This window comes from Sphingobium sp. B10D7B (genome assembly GCF_025961955.1).
In the GTDB taxonomy this organism is placed as follows: domain Bacteria; phylum Pseudomonadota; class Alphaproteobacteria; order Sphingomonadales; family Sphingomonadaceae; genus Sphingobium.
The window spans coordinates 1,004,197-1,021,901 of the sequence record NZ_JAOQOQ010000001.1; the positions used below are offsets into that span (position 1 = coordinate 1,004,197).

General features: G+C 64.8%; 12 protein-coding genes. 5 read left to right on the forward strand and 7 right to left on the reverse strand.

Features of this window, described 5'->3' with window-relative positions; all coding sequences use genetic code 11:
- Window positions 1-37 precede the first annotated feature (37 nt).
- Complete coding sequence (locus tag M2331_RS04715; protein WP_181559203.1) at window positions 38-2,941, reverse strand: TonB-dependent receptor; 2,904 nt, start codon at window positions 2,939-2,941, stop codon at window positions 38-40.
- Between the two features lie 364 nt (window positions 2,942-3,305).
- On the opposite strand from M2331_RS04715, the gene M2331_RS04720 reads away from it, so the two are divergent.
- The 5 genes from M2331_RS04720 to M2331_RS04740 all read left to right on the forward strand — a co-directional run bounded on the left by M2331_RS04720 (window position 3,306) and on the right by M2331_RS04740 (window position 9,334).
- Entirely contained in the window at window positions 3,306-3,995 is a 690-nt protein-coding gene (locus M2331_RS04720; protein WP_181559204.1) for a SapC family protein, read from the forward strand.
- A gap of 13 nt (window positions 3,996-4,008) precedes the next feature.
- A complete protein-coding gene (locus tag M2331_RS04725; RefSeq protein ID WP_181559205.1) occupies window positions 4,009-5,025 on the forward strand; it encodes a cupin-like domain-containing protein in 1,017 nt (338 codons plus the stop codon).
- Between the two features lie 38 nt (window positions 5,026-5,063).
- Entirely contained in the window at window positions 5,064-6,152 is a 1,089-nt protein-coding gene (locus M2331_RS04730; protein WP_181559206.1) for an alpha/beta hydrolase, read from the forward strand.
- Entirely contained in the window at window positions 6,149-8,098 is a 1,950-nt protein-coding gene (locus M2331_RS04735) for an NPCBM/NEW2 domain-containing protein (protein WP_181559207.1), read from the forward strand. The genes M2331_RS04730 and M2331_RS04735 overlap by 4 nt, the downstream gene beginning before the upstream one ends.
- A 366-nt stretch (window positions 8,099-8,464) precedes the next feature.
- Window positions 8,465-9,334, forward strand: coding sequence for an OmpA family protein (locus tag M2331_RS04740; RefSeq protein WP_181559208.1), 870 nt, complete (start codon window positions 8,465-8,467; stop codon window positions 9,332-9,334).
- Between the two features lie 78 nt (window positions 9,335-9,412).
- Here the strand turns inward: M2331_RS04740 and M2331_RS04745 are convergent, their stop codons facing one another.
- The 6 genes from M2331_RS04745 to M2331_RS04770 all read right to left on the reverse strand — a co-directional run bounded on the left by M2331_RS04745 (window position 9,413) and on the right by M2331_RS04770 (window position 17,557).
- Window positions 9,413-10,222 carry a FadR/GntR family transcriptional regulator gene (locus tag M2331_RS04745; RefSeq protein WP_181559209.1) on the reverse strand — a complete coding sequence of 270 codons (810 nt, stop codon included), beginning with the start codon at window positions 10,220-10,222 and terminating at the stop codon, window positions 9,413-9,415.
- 120 nt (window positions 10,223-10,342) lie between these two features.
- The gene (locus M2331_RS04750) at window positions 10,343-11,914 is read right to left on the reverse strand and encodes an alpha-N-arabinofuranosidase (RefSeq protein WP_181559210.1); all 1,572 of its coding nucleotides are present in this window, start codon (window positions 11,912-11,914) and stop codon (window positions 10,343-10,345) included.
- An 82-nt stretch (window positions 11,915-11,996) separates the two neighbouring features.
- Window positions 11,997-13,943: a sialate O-acetylesterase gene (locus M2331_RS04755; protein ID WP_181559211.1), complete on the reverse strand. Its 1,947-nt coding sequence runs from the start codon at window positions 13,941-13,943 to the stop codon at window positions 11,997-11,999.
- An 84-nt stretch (window positions 13,944-14,027) separates the two neighbouring features.
- Complete coding sequence (locus M2331_RS04760; RefSeq protein ID WP_181559212.1) at window positions 14,028-14,960, reverse strand: Gfo/Idh/MocA family protein; 933 nt, start codon at window positions 14,958-14,960, stop codon at window positions 14,028-14,030.
- Window positions 14,960-15,952 (reverse strand): AraD1 family protein, encoded by a 993-nt coding sequence (gene araD1, locus M2331_RS04765; protein WP_181559213.1) that lies wholly within the window; start codon window positions 15,950-15,952, stop codon window positions 14,960-14,962. Before araD1 ends, M2331_RS04760 begins: the two co-directional genes overlap by 1 nt.
- Window positions 15,953-16,024: 72 nt before the next feature.
- On the reverse strand, window positions 16,025-17,557 hold the full coding sequence (locus tag M2331_RS04770) for an aldehyde dehydrogenase (NADP(+)) (RefSeq protein ID WP_181559214.1): 1,533 nt from the start codon (window positions 17,555-17,557) through the stop codon (window positions 16,025-16,027).
- Window positions 17,558-17,705: the final 148 nt, after the last annotated feature.

Genomic DNA, 17,705 nt, shown 5'->3' on the forward strand with positions numbered 1-17,705 from the left:
CGCAGGAGTGCGCTCCCCCGGCAAGAAGTCAACCCGATCAGTACTTCACGCGGACACCGGCCGAGAAGCGGCGTCCGTAAGAGAACACATCCAGCGTCTGATTGCTGAACCGCCCGTGCGTGCTGTAGGTGGAATTGTTGAGGTTGTTGGCCTCGACAAAGACCGTCGCGAAAGGCGTGACGTCATAGCTGGCCGAGGCATCGATCTGCAGTTGCTGATCGACATAGACCGGCTCCGCACCGAAGGTACCGCCCTGATCCTGACCGAGCCGGACCAGATATTCGTCACGCCAGTTGAGGGCGCCACGGATCTGGAAACCGTCCTTGTCATAGAAGGCGATCAGGTTGGCCGACTTGGCAAGGCCGGTGATCGAGAAGGCCGAGCCGTCCGTGCTGGTGGGATCGTAGTTGCGATTGCTCCACGGGAAGGTGGCATTGGCCTGGAAGCCGAAGCCGCTCTCGCCAAAGACGTGCTGCACCGCGATTTCCACGCCCTTCACGGTCGCTTCCGGCCCGTTGACCTGGCTATTCACGTTGAAGCGCGCAATCCGGCCGGTGCTGGGATCGACCGCATCGTCAATCGACTGCACCGACACACCGCCGACGACGAAGTTGGTGATGTGCTTGAGGTAGAAGTTGGCCGAAACATAGGAGTTGCGCTGATAGTACCACTCTGCCGCCGCATCGAAGTTATCGGAGAGATACGGCTTCAAGTCGGGGTTACCGCCACTGGCCGAGAGGCTGCCCACGCGCAACGTTCCCAGCGTGACGGTGGGACGCAGCGCGGCGAGGCCCGGACGGGTGAGGGTCCGCGAGGCACTCATGCGCAGCAGCAGGTTGGGCATCACCTCCAGCTTCGCATCCAGGCTGGGCAGGAGGAAGGTGTAGTTGGAGCTGCGCGAGATGGTGGTGGGATCGGAGAAGCCGTTGGTCCCCAAGGCCGGGTTCGGCTGGATGAGGGTCGGATCGCCCGACGGGATCGACAGGCCTAGCAGACGGCGCCCGATTGCGTTGGACGTCAGATGCGTGCCCTCGTGCCGCAGACCGGCCGTCAGGCTGAACGGCATGCCGCCCAGATCGGTGTCGAAGGTCGCCCGGAAGAAGATGGCATAGGTCTTCTCGCGGATTTCATAGACGCTGGCCGGATCGAGCGTCGGTGCCACCGATCCACCCGAGGCTTCGAGCAGCTTGTAGACCTGATAGGGGTCATAGACGATGACCGAAGGCCCGAGATTACCCTGATAGCCGGGGATCCAGTTCGCGGTGCTGATGATGCCCTGATAGACGCTGGCCGGCAGCGGCGCGATGCCGCCGCTTGATCCGCCGGGGCGTCCGGAAGGCGTGCCATAGCCCGAGCGGCTGGCGAACACGCCATTGCTGAACGTGCTGGTGTTCTCGCCGTACAGCTTGTCTTCCATATACTGGGCACCGAAGGCCAGCTTGACGTTGTCCTGATCCCAGCGAAGAACGGCCCGCAATTGCTTGACGGTGTCGGCATTGTAGGGCGCGCCACGGACAATCACGTGCGAACCGATCACGCTGGTGTCGGTAAAGCGCGAGACATTGCCTGCCGGACCGATGTCGTGGATCTGCGGCAGATAGTCCTTGCTGGGCCCAAGGATCGTGACGCCGGTATTGGCCCCCAGGATGGTGGTGCCACCGGCATTGGTGCCGCCGTAGCCGATGTCCATGCTGTCATTATAGCCGTTCCGACCCGGATTGCGGGTGCTGCGGGAAATGAAGCCGTCAACATCCAGCTTGAGGTTCTCGCTGACATCCCATTTGACGTTCGCGCCAAAGGTGTTGGTCTCGAGAATGGTGCGGGTGTAGTTGGCGTTGAAATCCATCGGCGTACCGAACTGCGAGAAGTCGACGACCGTGCCGTTCTCGTCATACTTCACGTTGCGCAGGTCGCTGCCGTTGAACCAGGCGGCATAGCCGAACGCATTGCTGTGCACGGTCTGACGGCTGAAATTGTCATCGACCGTGATGAGCAGATTGTCCGAGGGCTGCCACTGCAGGGCGATGCGCGCATCGAGGCGCTCGTCCTTGGTGTGAATCTGCTCGATGCCGGTTTGCTGTGGGAACCAGTTCAGCACCGAATTGCGATTATTGGGGTCAGCCCAGGCGGCGCTGGTGGCATCGCTGGTCGGTGTGCAGGTCGGCACATTGGGGCCGGCCTGGCAGGGCGCGAAATTGGCGCCGATCCAGCCCGGTACGAACACGCGGTTAGAGGTGGTGTCCGTGCGCTTGTAGTTGACGTTGCCGAGGATGCCGATGGTGTCATCCGCGAACGTGTTGGAAATCAGCAGGCCGGCAGACGGCGTCACATCCTTGCTGCGCGACTGGAGCGAGCCGGAGGCGCGGCCGATGACCTGGAAACCCGGACGGTCGAACGGCTTGGGCATCTCCACATTGATGAAGCCGCCGATGGCGCTTGTGGAGAGTTCAACATTGGGCGTCTTGTAGACGTTCAGCCGGCCGACGAAGTCCGAGCCGATGGTCGTGAAATCGACGCCGCGGTTGCCGATGGCGGTGGAAATGTGGCGACCATCGACCAGCGTGTCGATGAAGTCGCCGCCAAAGCCACGGATGGTGACTCCGTCCGCTTCGCCACGGCGACCGTTGCGCTGCACGGAGACGCCAGGCAGGCGCTGCAGGGCGGCCGCGACGTTAGGATCGGGGAACTTGCCGATGTCCTCGGCCGAGATCGCTTCCACGACGCCGGCGGACTCGCGCTTGATGTCGAGATTCTGCTGGAGCGAGGCGCGGTAGCCGGTGACGATGATGTCTTCAGTCGATGCGCTCTGGGGCGCTGCGCTGCTTTGGGCCATCGCCGGTGCCGAGACGATCAGCGCCAGGGCACTGGGGGCGCCGAGCAGGACCGCCTTGAGAATTGCAGGACGATTGAGATAATCGAAGTTAGGCTGATTGCCTTTCATAACCCCCTCCACTTGTAATCATCGAACGGCTCCGCTGGCCGGTTTCCCGGACAGAAGACGCCACGAAACGGCATTGCTGCCGCCGGTTTTCACATAATGCGGATAAAGTGGTCCCTTGTCGGCGTGACACGTCACGCTTACACCCTCTCCAGACATCGTGTTTTTCTATGCTTGAACGTTAGTGCGAAAAGGTAGCGCTATCAAGCTCAAATTTTCGGTGTATATATGGCCCACCAAAGGGCTGGATTATCGACCGAAAACGTCCGATTCCTGCGGTGGATTGCAGCGATTGGAATTGCGGTGCGGAGAATAGCGTCAAGAAGCGCGCTCCCGCCACCGCAAGAAAAATGAGGAGAGGGATGGCATGGAAGCAGCACTCGAAATTCTGGATTCGCAGGCCCATCGGCACCTGCGCCTGGGCGCAATTTCGGCGGAAACGCGCAATTTCGTGCCGGTCCTGCCGTCGGAATTTGCGGCGGCTGCGGCGGTCTGCCCGATTCTCTTTGCGAAGAACCCGGAAACCGGCGCTTTCTATGTCGGTGCCCTGTTCGGCTTCAAGGAAGGCGAAAATCTGCTGGTCGACTCGCATTCCGGCAAGGCGCCTTTCCGCTCGCTCGATGAGCAGCGTGAGGCCTTCTTCGTGTCCGGTGAGAATATCGCGATCGACCGGGCCAGCCCCCGCCTGAGCGAAGTGTCCGGCGAGCCTTTGTTCGATGAGGATGGCGGGGCGACATCGACCACGCGGCATATGCAGCGGTTGCTTGGACAGATTGTCGCCGGCCAGCAGGAGGCCGAGCGCTTCATTGCCACGCTCAATCGCCTGGGCATCATTCAGCCGATCGATATCTCGCTGCGGTTCGACGATGGCGAAACCATTGAGTTGGCGGGCTTATACACGGTCAGCCTCGATCGGTTGCACGATCTTGACGATGCCAGCGTGCTGGCGCTGTTCCGCAATGGCGATCTTCAACTGGCTTATTGCGTCGCGGCGTCGCTCAAACAGGTTCCGGTGCTGGCCGAGCGTCGCAACCAGATGCTGACCCGGGCCGGTTGATCGGAGAAGCTCGATGGCCGCCGCCATTGCCGAGCTGGACCGGGAGGCACTGACCGACGCCGGCGCGTTTCGGCGCCTGCTGGTCGAGCCCTGCCAGCCTGCGGTTGTTCGCGGCCTGTGCGCCGATTGGCCGGTCGTCCGCGCGGCCGCGCAGGCGGACGGTGCGCTCGCGGACTATCTGGACCGTTTCGCCACAGACCGGCCGGGAGAAATCTTCGTCGGCGCGCCGGACATTGCCGGGCGCTATTTTTACGACGATGGCCTGGACGGCTTCAATTTCGAGCGGCGCGAGGTGCCTCTGCGCGAGGGCTTGCGGCAGATCCTGGCGCGCGCCGAGACCCCCGGCGATGGCACAGTGTATATGGGCTCGCTGCCGACCAGCAGCTATGTGCCGGGCTTTGAGGCGGACAATGCCCTGCCATTCATGCCGCAGGGCGTTGTGCCGCGCATCTGGCTGGGCAACGCATCTCATGTGAGCTGCCATTACGACACGTTCGAGAATCTCGCTTGCGTGGTGGCGGGCCGGCGATGCTTCACGCTGTACCCGCCCGATGCGATTGGCGACCTGTATGTGGGGCCGATCGACCGCACCTTGTCCGGTCCGCCCATCAGTCTCGCGGCCTCGGCGCCGGAGGGCGATCCCCGTTACCCCCGCATGGCGCAGGCCCGCGCGCGGGCCACGACGGTCGAGCTCCTGCCGGGCGACGCGCTCTACCTCCCCAAATTATGGTGGCATCAGGTGGAGGCGACCGCATCCTTCAACATGCTCGTCAATTACTGGTGGGATGCCTTCTCCGCTGGCCCGGATGCGCCGATGACAGCGATGATGCTGGCCATGATCGCCATCGCCGTTCGCCCGGCCGCCGAGCGGGAAGCATGGCGCGCTTATTTCGATCATTATGTTTTTCAGCGCGACGGGCATCCGCTTGCCCATCTGCCGGAGGCGCAGCGCGGTCTGTTGGGGCCGCTGCGGCAGGGCAATTACTCCCGCATCCGAGCGCTCGTCATGCAGCAACTGCGCGGTGGCTGACTGGCTGCCGCTGATAATCACCAAAACAGGAGGATGGGATGACTAGGAAGAAAAGCGCAATTCACGCGGCCCTGCTGGCAGGTCTGTGCCTGGCGATGCCTCCCGCGCCGGCTCTGGCGCAGGTTGCCACCAACGCGCCGGGGCCGGTGCCGGGCGCGCCGAAGGTGACGGTCGAGCGTATCAAGGTCCATTCCCCGGCCATCGCAGGGAATCTGGAAGGCGAGTCTGCCGATCGCGATGTCATCGTCGTCCTGCCGCCCAGTTATGCCACCAACCGGGCCAAAAGATATCCGGTCGTCTACGCTCTGCACGGCTATTCCATCGGCGCTGAGCAGTGGATCGGCGAAATCCATGTGCCGCAAGTGATCGAGGGTGCGCTGGCCAAGGGCGCGCAGGAGATGATCCTGGTCTTCCCGGACAGCAAGACCATCCACAATGGCTCGATGTACTCAAGCTCGGCGACAACCGGCGACTTTGAGCGGTTCATCTCGCACGATCTCATCGCCTATATCGACAGTCACTATCGCACGCTGGCGAGCCCGCAGAGCCGGGGCCTCGTCGGCCATTCCATGGGCGGCTATGGCGCGGCGCGGATCGGCATGAAGCACGCCGATCAGTTTGGGGCGCTCTATCTGATGAGCCCGTGCTGCCTGTCTGCGCGCGATGCCTTTGCGCTGGACGAAGCCGGGTTGGCGCAGATCGCGGCGGTCAAATCCCCCGCTGACTCCGCGAACCTGCCATTCCCGCTGCGGGCGCAGCTCGCGGTCGGCGCGGCCTGGTCGCCCAACCCCAAGAAGCCGCCGCTCTATCTCGATCTTCCGAGCGGCGACGAGGCGCAGCGCAATGCCATTCTGGCAAAATGGGCGGCCAATGCGCCATTGGCTTTTGTCGACCAATATATCGGCGCGCTGAAAGGCTATGCCGCGATCGCGATGGACGTCGGCGATCAGGATAGTCTCAAGACCGACACCGAGACGCTGCACAAGGTCCTCGATTCCTACGGCATCGCGAACAGCTTCACCCTCTATGAGGGCACGCATACCAGCCATGTCGCGTTCCGATTCCAGGACCATGTGCTGCCGTTCTTTAGTACCCATCTGGTCGCCAAGGCCGGTGCGGCACGATGACGGTCGGGCGTGCGTCCCGCCTCTGGCTGACGGTGGCGGCGGTGGCGCTGGCAGCGACGCAGGCCGTCGCCCAGACAGCCCCCGCCACGCCGTCGGGTGCCGCCCGCAGCGCTACGGTTGATCCGCTGGCGCCAACGGGGCGCTGGAGCATCTATAGCGGCGGGCACGCCCCGCTGCCGCCAATGGGCTGGAACAGCTGGAACGCCTTCACCAGCGATATCGACGAAGCCAAGCTGATGGCCTCGGCGCGGGTGATCGTGGAGAGCGGCCTCGCCGCAAAAGGCTATCGCTACATCAACATCGATGATGGCTGGTGGCTCAAGCGCCGCCAGCCGGACGGGCGGATGCTGATCCGGACCGAGACTTTTCCCTCGGCGGCGACCGCAGGCGGCGGCAACAGCTTTCGGCCGCTCACCGAAAAGCTGCACGCCATGGGCCTCAAGGCCGGCATCTATTCCGATATCGGTCGCAATTCCTGTGGGCAGGTGTTCACATCGACCTTCCCGAACCAGCCTGAAGGCACGGTGCTGGAGCGGGAAGTGGGCCTCTACGGTCATGTCGATCAGGACATCGCGCTCTACTTCAAGGAATGGGGCTTCGATCTCATCAAAGTTGACGCCTGCGGTATTCGCGGGCTGCCACCCAGCGACCCGCGCGTGAAGGCAGGGCAGTATCGCGGCCTCGATCCGCTGATCGACGTGGAGTCGCTCGGGCGTACCAACATTCCGGCCGTCAAGGCGCTGTATGACGAGGTGCGGCAGGCGCTGGAGCGACATAATCCCGACCAGGATTATGTTTATTCGCTGTGCCTGTGGGGATCGGCGGACTCGCGGGCATGGTCCCGAACGGTCGGCAACATGTCGCGCACCAGCGAGGATATCTTCCCCACCTGGAGCCGGATGCTGCACAATCTCGACAGCGTCGCGCATCGCCCCCTTTATGCTCACCCCGGCTCCTGGAACGACCCCGACATGCTGTTCGTCGGCACCGGGGATTTCGACATGACCAACCCCGTCCGTGCGCGCTCGCACATGGCGCTGTGGGCCATGGTCAATGCCCCGCTGATCATCGGTTATGATCTGCGCACGGCCTCGCCGCAGATGCTGGAGATCCTCGGCAATGAGCGGATCGTCGCGCTCAATCAGGACCCCGCAGGCAATCAGGCGGTGCTCGCCTTCGATTCGCAGGACGTGCAGATTTTCGTGAAGACGCTTGCCGATGGCGACAAGGCGGTCGCGGTCTTCAACCGCACGGCGGCGCCCGCCAAGGCAGTGCTGACGGCGGATCACCTGAAGTTCTCGACCAGTGCGCCGGTCAGGCTGACCGATCTCTGGCAGGGCGCAGACCGCCAGTTCACCGGCGAGCAAGCCCTCGACCTCGCGCCCTATGAGACGCTGATCTTTCGCGCAAAGGGTGCGCGGCGGCTCGTTGGCGGGCTTTATCTTTCCGAGCTGCCGTCACGGGTCAATCCTGCGGAGGATGGCGTCGTCGTGCCGGAGGCGGACCCGCAAGTGCATCGCGGACTCCTCCCCTGGCGCGGGACCAAGGGTGGAGGCGAGCGCACGCAATATGGCGGCTGGGGCGGGGCACGGTTGGACCAGACGCCGTTCGGGCAGGCCCTGTCCATCGCAGGCACGCACTTCGAGACCGGTCTTGGCATTCTCGCCAATTCGCGGGTGGAGGTGCGCAACGAGGGGTTTCGGCGCTTCGTCGCCTCCGTGGGAGTGGATGACTCCGCGCGCTCCCGCCAGCAGCCGGTGACATTCTTGATCTACGGGGATGGCAAGCTGCTCGCCCGATCCAAGCCGGCCCAGGCGGGGGAAACGGCGCAACTGCTGGATGTTGCGGTCCACGGGGTGCGTATCATCGAGTTGGTCGCCCGGACGGCGCAGGCTGAGCGCTTTCCCGACCCGGTAACCTGGGGTGATGCGGCGCTGATGGAATAGGCGCCGACACGCTGCCATGAGGCATGCCTTCGCTGTCCTCGCCGAGCGAGGCGGACCCTGTTGCACGTTCGTCGGTCATCGCATTTCTGTGCGCCTGCATCGCCGAGTTGAGTCGGCGCAAAGTCGTCCTGCCGCATGATCCACTCTGGTTACCGGTGGTTAACGTGGGGGGAGGGGAACCGTTCATCTATGCGCAAGGTTCCCCTGAACACGCAGGAACTCGTGGTGCTTCCTGCGCCGCATTGAAAGGTTCGGAGAGTTCATGACGGAGGGGTTTCTGACAGTCGAATACGCACCTCGCGAGCGGCGGTCGGATGATGCTGCGATCCTGCAGACCCCGGCCGATCGACGAGTAGGAGAAACGCAATGAATACCCTTTCCACCAGTTCCAAGCTTCTTATGACGCTGGCCTTGATGACGGGCGTGGCATCCGGCAGCGTGCTCGCGCAGACGGAAACCGCGCCTGAGGCGGATGTCTCGACGACGGTTTACACCGATTCCGCGCAGATGACGGCGGGCCCGGAGATCGAGGGGATTATCTCCGCGCGCAATGGCGACCAGCTGCAGATCACCTCGACCGATGGCACGCGCAATACGGTTACCGTTAACAGTTCGACCCGCATTACCGCCAGCGGCGGCTTCCTCGGCCTCAACCGCGATCAGCTGGGTGCCGATCAGCTCCTGAACGGCCTGCCGGTCAAGGTCGACACGCTGCAGGGCGGCGGCGGTCTCGTCGCCAGCAAGATCGACCTCAAGAACCGCGATCTGCGCACGGCGGAAATGATCCACAATGGCACCTCGCAGCGCTTTGAGGAGCAGACCGCCGCGACGGACGCCCTGCGCGCCCGCATGGGTGATATCGACAAGTACAACATCAAGAGCACGACCAACGTGAACTTCGACACCGGCAAGGCGGTGCTCTCGCCGATGGCCAAGCAGAACCTCTGCGCCACTGCGGCGCAGGCTGAGGCCACCGAGAATGCCCTGCTGCTCGTGGTCGGCTATACGGACTCGACCGGCGACCCGGAATTCAACCAGACGCTGAGCGAGAAGCGTGCGGCGAGCGTGCTCAATTATCTGCAGCAGACCTGCAAGTGGAAGCCATACCGCATGCTCGCCCCGGCCGGCATGTCGCTTTCCGATCCGGTCGCTGATAACGCCACGCCGGAAGGCAAAGCCCAGAACCGTCGCGTGGAAGTCCATGTGTTGGTCAGCAAGGCGGTCGACGGCGCCTAAGTCAGGATCGCTCCGGCCCCGTCCATCTCTGGCTCAGTCGAGCCGGCGGTTGGCGGGGCCGATCTGCGTTCGGAAGCGTCAGGCGAGGTCGCCTGGCTCGCCGTCCGCAGGACGCTGCATCGCCGCCCGTGTGTCATCGAGGGCGAGCTGCACGAGAACCTGCATGGCCTCCGCCGCCGCATCTGCGTCCCCGGCGGCAATCGCATCATAGACGCGCATATGGTCGGGCACGGGGTCACGAGGAAGGCCGACGGACCGCTGCTTGAACTGGGTCGTCCAGTTGACGGCCGCACCGATACTGGCGCTGAGCGTCATGAGCACGGCGTTGCCGGTGCAGGCAAGCAAGGCGCTGTGGAAATCCCGGTCCGCTTCCCGCCCTTGCTCGGTCGCCAGCGTGAAGCGGCGCATCCGGGTCAGCGCATCCTTCATCGCGGCAACATCATTGCGATCCCGCCGCTTGGCGGCGAGGCGCGCCGCCTCTGGCTCGACGATCGCTCGCAGCTCGAACAGGTCGCGCACATAATTCACGTCCGGTTCGCCGCCGAACGCCCAGGCCAGCACCATCGGATCGAGCAGGTTCCAGTGACTGCGCGGCAATACGCGCGTGCCAGCCTTGGGGCGGCTTTCCACCAGCCCCTTGGCGGTCAGCACCTGGATGGCCTCACGATAGGCACTGCGGGAGACGTCCAGCGCCTCGGCATTTTCAATCTCGCCCGTCAGCCGCTCGCCCGGCGCGATCCGCCCGGAGACGATCGCCGAGCCGAGATAATGGGCCACAGCCCCGCGGAGCCGCCGGCCCGAGCCCTTGGCCGAGCGGGGGAGCCCGGTCGGGGTGTCGCCCAAACCCCCGTTCCCGGCTGCGCTGTTATCCTGCGTGCTGATAGTCATGCCCCTGTTGCCGCCAGATCGTCTGGACGTTGCTGGAGGCTCAATTAGCGGGACTTGGGGCCTTGTGGCAACAGGAGGGCTGGCGCGGGCGCGATCGTGCCTGCCCGCGCCGCTTCTACATCAGGGCTCCAGCGCGATCACCGCGACGGACTTGGCTGGCATGTCGATCGTCAGCTTGCCGCCGCGCACGCTGCCTGTAATCGGCTTGGGGCTGACGGTATTGGGGGCGGCGAAGCTGTTGATGCTGTCCACCTTGGGCGCGGTCAGCACCTCGCCGCGGGCCGAGCGAACGTTCAGCCCTGCGACGTTCACCGTCACCGGCGCGGCGCGCTGGGTGTCGACATTGGTCAGCGCCAGCCACAATTTGCCCTGCTTGTCCTTCGCTGCCACGGCATCGATGCGCGGCATGGTGATGTCTCCATGCTGGAACGTACCGGCCTGGAAACTGACCGGAATGAAGGTCGCATCCTGGAACGGCACATACATTTTGAAGACGTGATAGGTGGGCGTGAGCACCATCTTGTCTTCATCGGTGAGGATCATCGCCTGCAGCACGTTGATCATCTGTGCGATGTTGGTCAGCTTCACCCGGTCCGCATGGCGCGCGAAGATGTTGATGTTGAGCGCCGCGATAATGGCGTCGCGCAGCGAGTTCTGCTGCTGGAGGAAGCCGGGATTGGTGCCGGGCAGGGGCTTGAGCCACACGCCCCATTCATCGACGGCGAGCGAAACCTTCTTCTCGGGGTCATATTTGTCCATCACCGCCGCATTGGCCTTGATGAAGCCGTCCATCCCGAGCGTTTCCTTGACCAGCCGGGCATAGGCACCCTCATCGAAGGCGTCGCTGGGGTAGGAGGGCGGCCAGCCGCCGGTCGTGTAGCGATGGAGGGAGAGGCTCTCGATCGACCAGGCCCAGTCATGCTGCTTCCAGGTCTTCATCACCTCATCGGTGTAGGCGGTATTGTCATCGCCCGGCCCGACGGCGACGCGCAGCATGGCATCGGGTTTTCCCTCGCCCTGCTCAGGGTGATAGTTGCGCACGAAGCGCGCATAGAGCTTCATCTGGTCGGCATAGAATTCCGGCCGCATCGCGCCGCCACAGCTCCAGCTCTCATTGCCGAGGCCGAGATACTTGATCTTGTAGGGCTCGCGATGGCCATTGTCGGCACGCTCCTTGCCGGCCGATGTGGTGGGATCGGCGGTCATATAGGCGACCCAATCTGCCGCTTCCTTCACCGTTCCGGAGCCGACATTGACGTTGAGATAGACCTCAGCGCCCACCTGGCCGACGAAATCCATGAACTCGTCGGTGCCGAATGCGCTGGTCTCGACCGAGCCGCCCCAGTTCGAATTGATCGAGCTGCGGCGGTTCTTGGCCGGGCCGACGCCGTCGCGCCAATGATATTCGTCCGCAAAGCAGCCGCCCGGCCAGCGCACCAGCGGGGTACGAATGGCGCGCAGGGCGTTGACGACATCGGTGCGGATGCCGCGGACATTGGGAATCTTGCTATCCTTGCCGACCCACACGCCGCCATAGATGCCGGTGCCAAGATGCTCGGCGAACTGGCCGAAGATGTCGCGGCTGATCGTCGCGCCCGGCTTGGTGGCGTCGATCCGCACCTCGACCGGATCGCCGGCGCGAGCCTGCGCGGCGGCGGGCGTGGTCGCGGCGGTGAAAGCCGGGATGCTCATGGCTGTGGCCAGCAGGGCCAATGTTGCAAATCTCAAAGTCTCTCTCCCCTATTTGAATGTCTTCACTGCGAATGATCTTTTGTCAGGGCTGCGCCTCGCTGCGGATCGGCAGTTCAAAGCCGGGAACGGGCAGCGCGCGGCCATCGAAGAGATTGACGATGGGACTGTCTCCCCACGCATAGCGCACCCGGCTGGCGGCGTGGCCATCGTCCTCGAGCCACACGTCCGCTCCCGAGATGCGCGCCTGCGCATAGCGGCAGCTCTCCTGCGCATCGCCGCATAGCTCGAAGCCAATGGGCGCAGCGGCGCTCCATGCGGCGAGGCTGCCCTCGATGCCTGAAAAGCTGATCCTGATCCGTCCTTGCGTGCGCATGGCCTGCATGGGCATCGGCAAAGGCGTTCCCTGCGCGGCCATGGCCAAGCGAGCGCCGAGCAGCGCCTTATTGGCCGGGTGAATATCGGTGCGCTCGCCGATGTCGATGGCGGTGACCAACGCGGCATTGGCATCGCCGCTGACGAAGGCGCGCTGGTCCTGGCGAATGGTCGCCCAGCCGGACGCCGCCGGCGCCAGTTGCGCTGGTCCGTAATTGGCAAGCTGCACCACCAGCATGCGCAGGTCCTTGCCGAACTGGTGACGCCATCCTGCCGCAAGCGCGGTGAGGCGGCGGGCATAGCCGGGGACGTCCACGTCGCTCTCGCCCTGATACCAGGCAGCGCCGCGCAGGGCGATCTGCCCCAAAGGCGCGACCATGGCATTGTGCATGACGCCCAAGCCGCCATTGCCGTCCCATGGCGGGCGCGGCGGGAAGCTGGGGACGGGGGCGATGCTGTAGCGCCAGCCTTGCGCTAGCGGGATTTCAGCGCCGCCGGCGATCGTCAGCTTCAGCCGTTCCGGGCCGGTGGTGAAACCGCCCTTGTCCCAGCTGTTGCTGATCGCGACCATGATCTCATTATCGCCCGCATGGAGAAACGCAGGCGGGACGGTATAGCGGCGCGCCTCGTCCCAGCTGAACGTATTGCCCACCGCGCGGCCGTTGACGAAGGTCATGTCCATATCGTCGATGATGCCCAGTTCCAGCGTCGCGCCGGCCTTGGCCTGTGCGCCGGTCAGCCGCACGGTGCGGCGCAGCCAGACGGTGCCGGTGGCATCCTTGGCGAGCGGCGTGCCCGCCCAGTCGTTCCAAACGCCGATGGCGGGCACATCCTGCCAGCTGAGGATATCCGGCTTACGCCAGGGCTCGCTCTTCTCGGCTTCGTCCCGATACCAGCGCTCCCATTGCGGGGCGAAGGCGGTGATGGCGCCGAGCGGATCGGTGGCATGTTGGCGCAGCATTGCCAGATCGTCCTTGCCGTCCAGCGCTTCGGCGGCATCCGGCGTGAGCCAGGGCCGCAGCCGCGAGCCGCCCCAGCTCGCATGGATGAGGCCGATCGGGATATGCTGCTGCGCCCGCAACGCCTCGCCCATGAAGTAGCAGGCAGCGGAGAATTCCGGCGTCGATTGCGGCGTCGCGGCTGTCCATGCCGTCGGGCTGCCGAAGCGCGTTGCGGGCAGGCTGGCTGTCGCCTTGGGAATTTGCATCAGGCGCAGGCCGGGGTCGCCCGACTGCATGACGACCATCGGGCCGTTCAATGCTCGCGCGACCGGGAACTCCATGTTGGACTGGCCCGAGCACAGCCACACATCGCCGACCAGTAGATCGCGCACCGTCACGGCGCTGCCATCTGCGCCCGAGAGCTGAAGCGTCAGCGGCGTTGCGCTGGCCGGGCGCGGAGGGAAGCGCAGGGTGAAGGCACCGGTGGTATCCGCCGTGGCTGCGGCCTGTTCAGTGCCGAGGGTCGCGTGGATTGTCTCGCCTCGGGCGGCGGTGCCGGCGATGACGATAGGCGCGTCGCGCTGGATGACGGCCTGATCCGTCCAGACCGGGGAAAGCTGAGGGGCGGCCAATGCGCCGCTGGCCGTAAGCAGACAGCCGAGCGCCAGAACAGGTCGGGCATATCCCAAGCCCCGCCTCGCGCCGCACACGCTCATCGTCCTCTCCCCACTCTTTGTTGGTAGCGTTATCATGATTGGCCGATCAGGATTCGGCAACCCCTTACAGTCAGATTTTCCGGCTCAATCCTCGAAGGCTTCCACCTGCACGCGTTGGCCGCGCAGGAAACTGTCGGCGACAATGCAGAGCGGCGCGGAGTCAACATCGCTGCGCCCATCGCGCACCAGTTCGGCGAATCGAGCATAGAGGCCGGGATATTCGACATCGGGGCTCTCGACCGTGCCCTTGGGCAGGGAGAGCACAGCGCCGCCCTTGGCCAGATGCACAGTGCCGGCGTCGGTCTCTATGATGATGTCCCAGCTCTGCGGCCCGGTCTGGCGCCAGTCGAGGTCCATGTGGATCGGCGTGCCGAGCGTGTCGGACAAGCGCAGATCGGCGGCGATCGGCGCAGCCCGGTTCTCGGGGAATTGCAGCGTGGCATCCTTGAGGAACACCGGGCTGGGCAGGATCTGCGTGAGGATCGACAGCGCATTGATGCCGGGATCGAATACGCCCAGGCCCCCCGGTTGCCAGATCCAGTCCTGCCCCGGATGCCACACGCGCACATCCTCGCGCCAGATGATCGACACATGCTCGATCCGCCGCTCGGCCAGCCATTGGCGCGCCGGCTCGACGCCGGCGGCATAGCGCGAATGCCAGGAGGCGAAGAGGGTGACGCCTGCCGCCTCCGCCAGACCTTGCAGCGCAATGACTTCCGACAGGGTGGCGCCGGGCGGCTTTTCCAGAAATACATGCAAACCGGCCTCGATAGCGCGGGCGGCGAGCGCATAGCGCACCTGCGGCGGTGTGCAGAGCGCGATCGCATCCACCGCCGGGCCATGGGCGATCAGCGCCTCAAGGTCGCTGAAATGGGGGATATCGTCCAAGCCGGCGGGATGGCGGCTGACGGTCGCGGTCAGCGCGAAATCGGGATTGGCGGCAATGGCGGGAAAATGCTGGTCGCGCGCGATCTTGCCCACGCCCTGCAGGGCGATGCGAATGGGGCTGGCGCTCATTACAGCACGCCCGGGCTGACGCGGGTCTCTGCCATGCGCGTGAGCGGGTTGGAGACCGGCAGCGTGAAGGGCGCCGCGCTGATCTCGAACACGTCACCTTCCTGCGCGCTCACGCCATCGCTGAAGGACAAAGTGGCCGTGCCGAAGAAATGCACGTGTAGATCACCCGGCCGGCGGAAGAGCGCATATTTGAAGTGATGATGCTCGAGATTGGCGATGCTGTGGGACATGTTCGCCTCGCCCGAGAGGAAAGGCTTCTCCCAGATCACGTCATCCCCCCGGCGGATGCGGCTGGTCCCTTCGATATGATCTGGGGAAGGGCCGAGCAGCAATTCCGGCCCGAGCGCGGCCTTGCGGAGCTTGGAGTGGGCGAGCCAGAGATAATTGTGCCGCTCGGTCACATGATCGCTGAACTCGTTGGCAAGCGCGAAGCCGAGCCGCCACGGCTTGCCGTCTGCATCGATGATGTAGATGCCGGCCAGCTCCGGTTCTTCGCCGCCATCCTGCGCGAAGGCTGGCATGTCCAGCGGCTGGTGCGGGCCGAGGAGCTGGGAGCCATCGCCCTTATAGAACCATTCCGGCTGCTGGCCGATCTGACCGGGCGCTGGCTTGCCGCCTTCCAGCCCTTCCAGGAAGATGCGCATCGAGTCTGTCAGCGTTTCGGCCTGCAGCGCCTGCTTGTGCATCTTGTCCCGCCCTTCCGCGGAGCCGAGATGGGTAAGACCGGTGCCGGTCATCAGCAGATGGGCCGGGTCTTCATGATCGATCGGCGCGAGCAATTCGCCGGCCGAGAAGGCGGCGGCGAGATCCACAGAGGCACCTTTGGCATAATGCTGCACGGTCTCCAGCAACGATTGGCGCCGGGCGAGGGCGTCCTGCGCCAGCGCTCGGATGTTGCTGCTGCCCTGCAGCAGCCAAGCCTCGTCATCCACGGCGAGAATCACGGATCGCGCGCCAGAAGGTGCCTGATGTTGCAGCAAACGCGTGGCCATTGGACGTCCTCTTCCATTCCTCATGCGCCGCGCGGGCGCCGGTTCGTGCTGTCTCGTCGGGGAGTGCCGGCCTCAGCGACCGGCGAGCACAGTGCCATCATACAGGCGCGGGATGCCATCCCCCAGCGCGGTATCGCGCAGCGGCTCTGGCAGCACCGACTGGGCGAGATTCTGGTAGCTCACCGGCCGCAGAAAGCGATCGATGGCGAGGCTCCCCACCGAGGTGGTGCGCCCGTCCGACGTGGCCGGGAAGGGGCCGCCATGGACCATGGCGTGGCAGACCTCGACGCCCGTGGGCCAGCCATTGGCGAGGATACGCCCCACCTTGCGTTCCAGCACCGGCAGCAGCCGCGCAGCAAGCGGCTCATCCTCGGCGTCCATATGGAGCGTCGCGGTGAGCTGACCTTCGAGCGCCTTGAGGATCGCCATGACCTCGGCCTCATCGGCGCAGCGCACGAGGATGCCGCTCGCGCCGAACACCTCGTCGGCGAGATCGGGATTGGCGAGGAAAGCCTGCGCGCTGGTCTGGAACAAGATGGCGCCGCCGCTCGTGCCCTCACCGGGATCGCCACTGGCCAATGTCTCGACGGCCTCATGATCGGTTAGCGCCGCAACGCCTTTCCCATAGGCATCGCGAATGCCGGTGGTGAGCATGGTCTGTGGCGCGGCCGCTGCCACGCCCTCGGTCGCGCTGGCAATGAAGGCATCGAGCCCGTCGCCCTCCATGGCGATCAGCAGGCCCGGATTGGTGCAGAACTGGCCGGCGCCCATCGTCAGCGAGCCGACGAAGGCGGTGCCCAGCGCCGCGCCGTGCGCCTTGAGGGACTGCGGGAGAAGCAGAACCGGATTGATGCTCGACATCTCCGCATAGACCGGGATCGGAACCGGGCGGGCCTGCGCCAACTTGACCAGCGCAAGGCCGCCGGCGCGTGAGCCGGTGAAGCCGACCGCCGTGATGCGGGGGTCTTGGACGAGCGCGGCGCCGAGTTCGTGCGACGGCCCCATGATCTGGCTGAACACGCCTGCCGGGAGATCGCAGGCCTTCACCGCCGCCGTCAGCGCCTGCGCCATCAGCGAGGCCGTGATCGGGTGGGCCGGGTGGCCCTTGACGACGACAGGGCATCCTGCTGCGAGCGCGGAGGCTGTGTCGCCACCGGCAGTTGAAAAGGCGAGGGGGAAGTTGGAGGCACCGAACACCGCCACCGGGCCGAGCGGGATCATCCGCATCCGCAGATCGGGGCGGGGCAGCGGCTGGCGTTCAGGCATTGCCGGATCGACGCGCAACTGCTGCCACCAGCCTTTGCGCACGACATCGGCGAACATTCGCAACTGGCCCACGGTGCGTCCACGCTCGCCTTCGAGCCGGGCGCGCGGCAGGCCGCTCTCGCGCATGGCGGTTTCGATCAGGCCATCGCCCAGCGCCATGATCTCCTCGCCGCAACGCTCCAGGAAGCGCGCACGATCTTCGCGGCTCGTCGCACGATAGACCTCGAAGGCCGCCTCGGCAGCAGCGCAGGCCGCGGCGACATCCTGCGGGCCGTGGACGGGAAGTGGATCACCATAAGGCGCACCGGTTTCGGCAGTGATCGAGCGGAATTCGGACATGAGGGACTCCCATTATTACTCCGACATATGAGGCCGGGCGCGCAAAGGCAACGGGGTGCGGCTGCGCTCGGGAAGTTTTTGTATCGCCGGATTTCCGATGCCTCCCCAGCTCGCCGGACAATCTATAGGCAGCGCGTAGCCGCGTTTT

Coding starts and splice junctions, on each gene's coding strand:
- M2331_RS04715 (WP_181559203.1), bottom strand. CDS start 2,941: ATGAAAGGCAATCAGCCTAACTTCGATTATCTCAATCGTCCTGCAATT.
- M2331_RS04720 (WP_181559204.1), top strand. CDS start 3,306: ATGGAAGCAGCACTCGAAATTCTGGATTCGCAGGCCCATCGGCACCTG.
- M2331_RS04725 (WP_181559205.1), top strand. CDS start 4,009: ATGGCCGCCGCCATTGCCGAGCTGGACCGGGAGGCACTGACCGACGCC.
- M2331_RS04730 (WP_181559206.1), top strand. CDS start 5,064: ATGACTAGGAAGAAAAGCGCAATTCACGCGGCCCTGCTGGCAGGTCTG.
- M2331_RS04735 (WP_181559207.1), top strand. CDS start 6,149: ATGACGGTCGGGCGTGCGTCCCGCCTCTGGCTGACGGTGGCGGCGGTG.
- M2331_RS04740 (WP_181559208.1), top strand. CDS start 8,465: ATGAATACCCTTTCCACCAGTTCCAAGCTTCTTATGACGCTGGCCTTG.
- M2331_RS04745 (WP_181559209.1), bottom strand. CDS start 10,222: ATGACTATCAGCACGCAGGATAACAGCGCAGCCGGGAACGGGGGTTTG.
- M2331_RS04750 (WP_181559210.1), bottom strand. CDS start 11,914: ATGAGCATCCCGGCTTTCACCGCCGCGACCACGCCCGCCGCCGCGCAG.
- M2331_RS04755 (WP_181559211.1), bottom strand. CDS start 13,943: ATGAGCGTGTGCGGCGCGAGGCGGGGCTTGGGATATGCCCGACCTGTT.
- M2331_RS04760 (WP_181559212.1), bottom strand. CDS start 14,960: ATGAGCGCCAGCCCCATTCGCATCGCCCTGCAGGGCGTGGGCAAGATC.
- araD1 (WP_181559213.1), bottom strand. CDS start 15,952: ATGGCCACGCGTTTGCTGCAACATCAGGCACCTTCTGGCGCGCGATCC.
- M2331_RS04770 (WP_181559214.1), bottom strand. CDS start 17,557: ATGTCCGAATTCCGCTCGATCACTGCCGAAACCGGTGCGCCTTATGGT.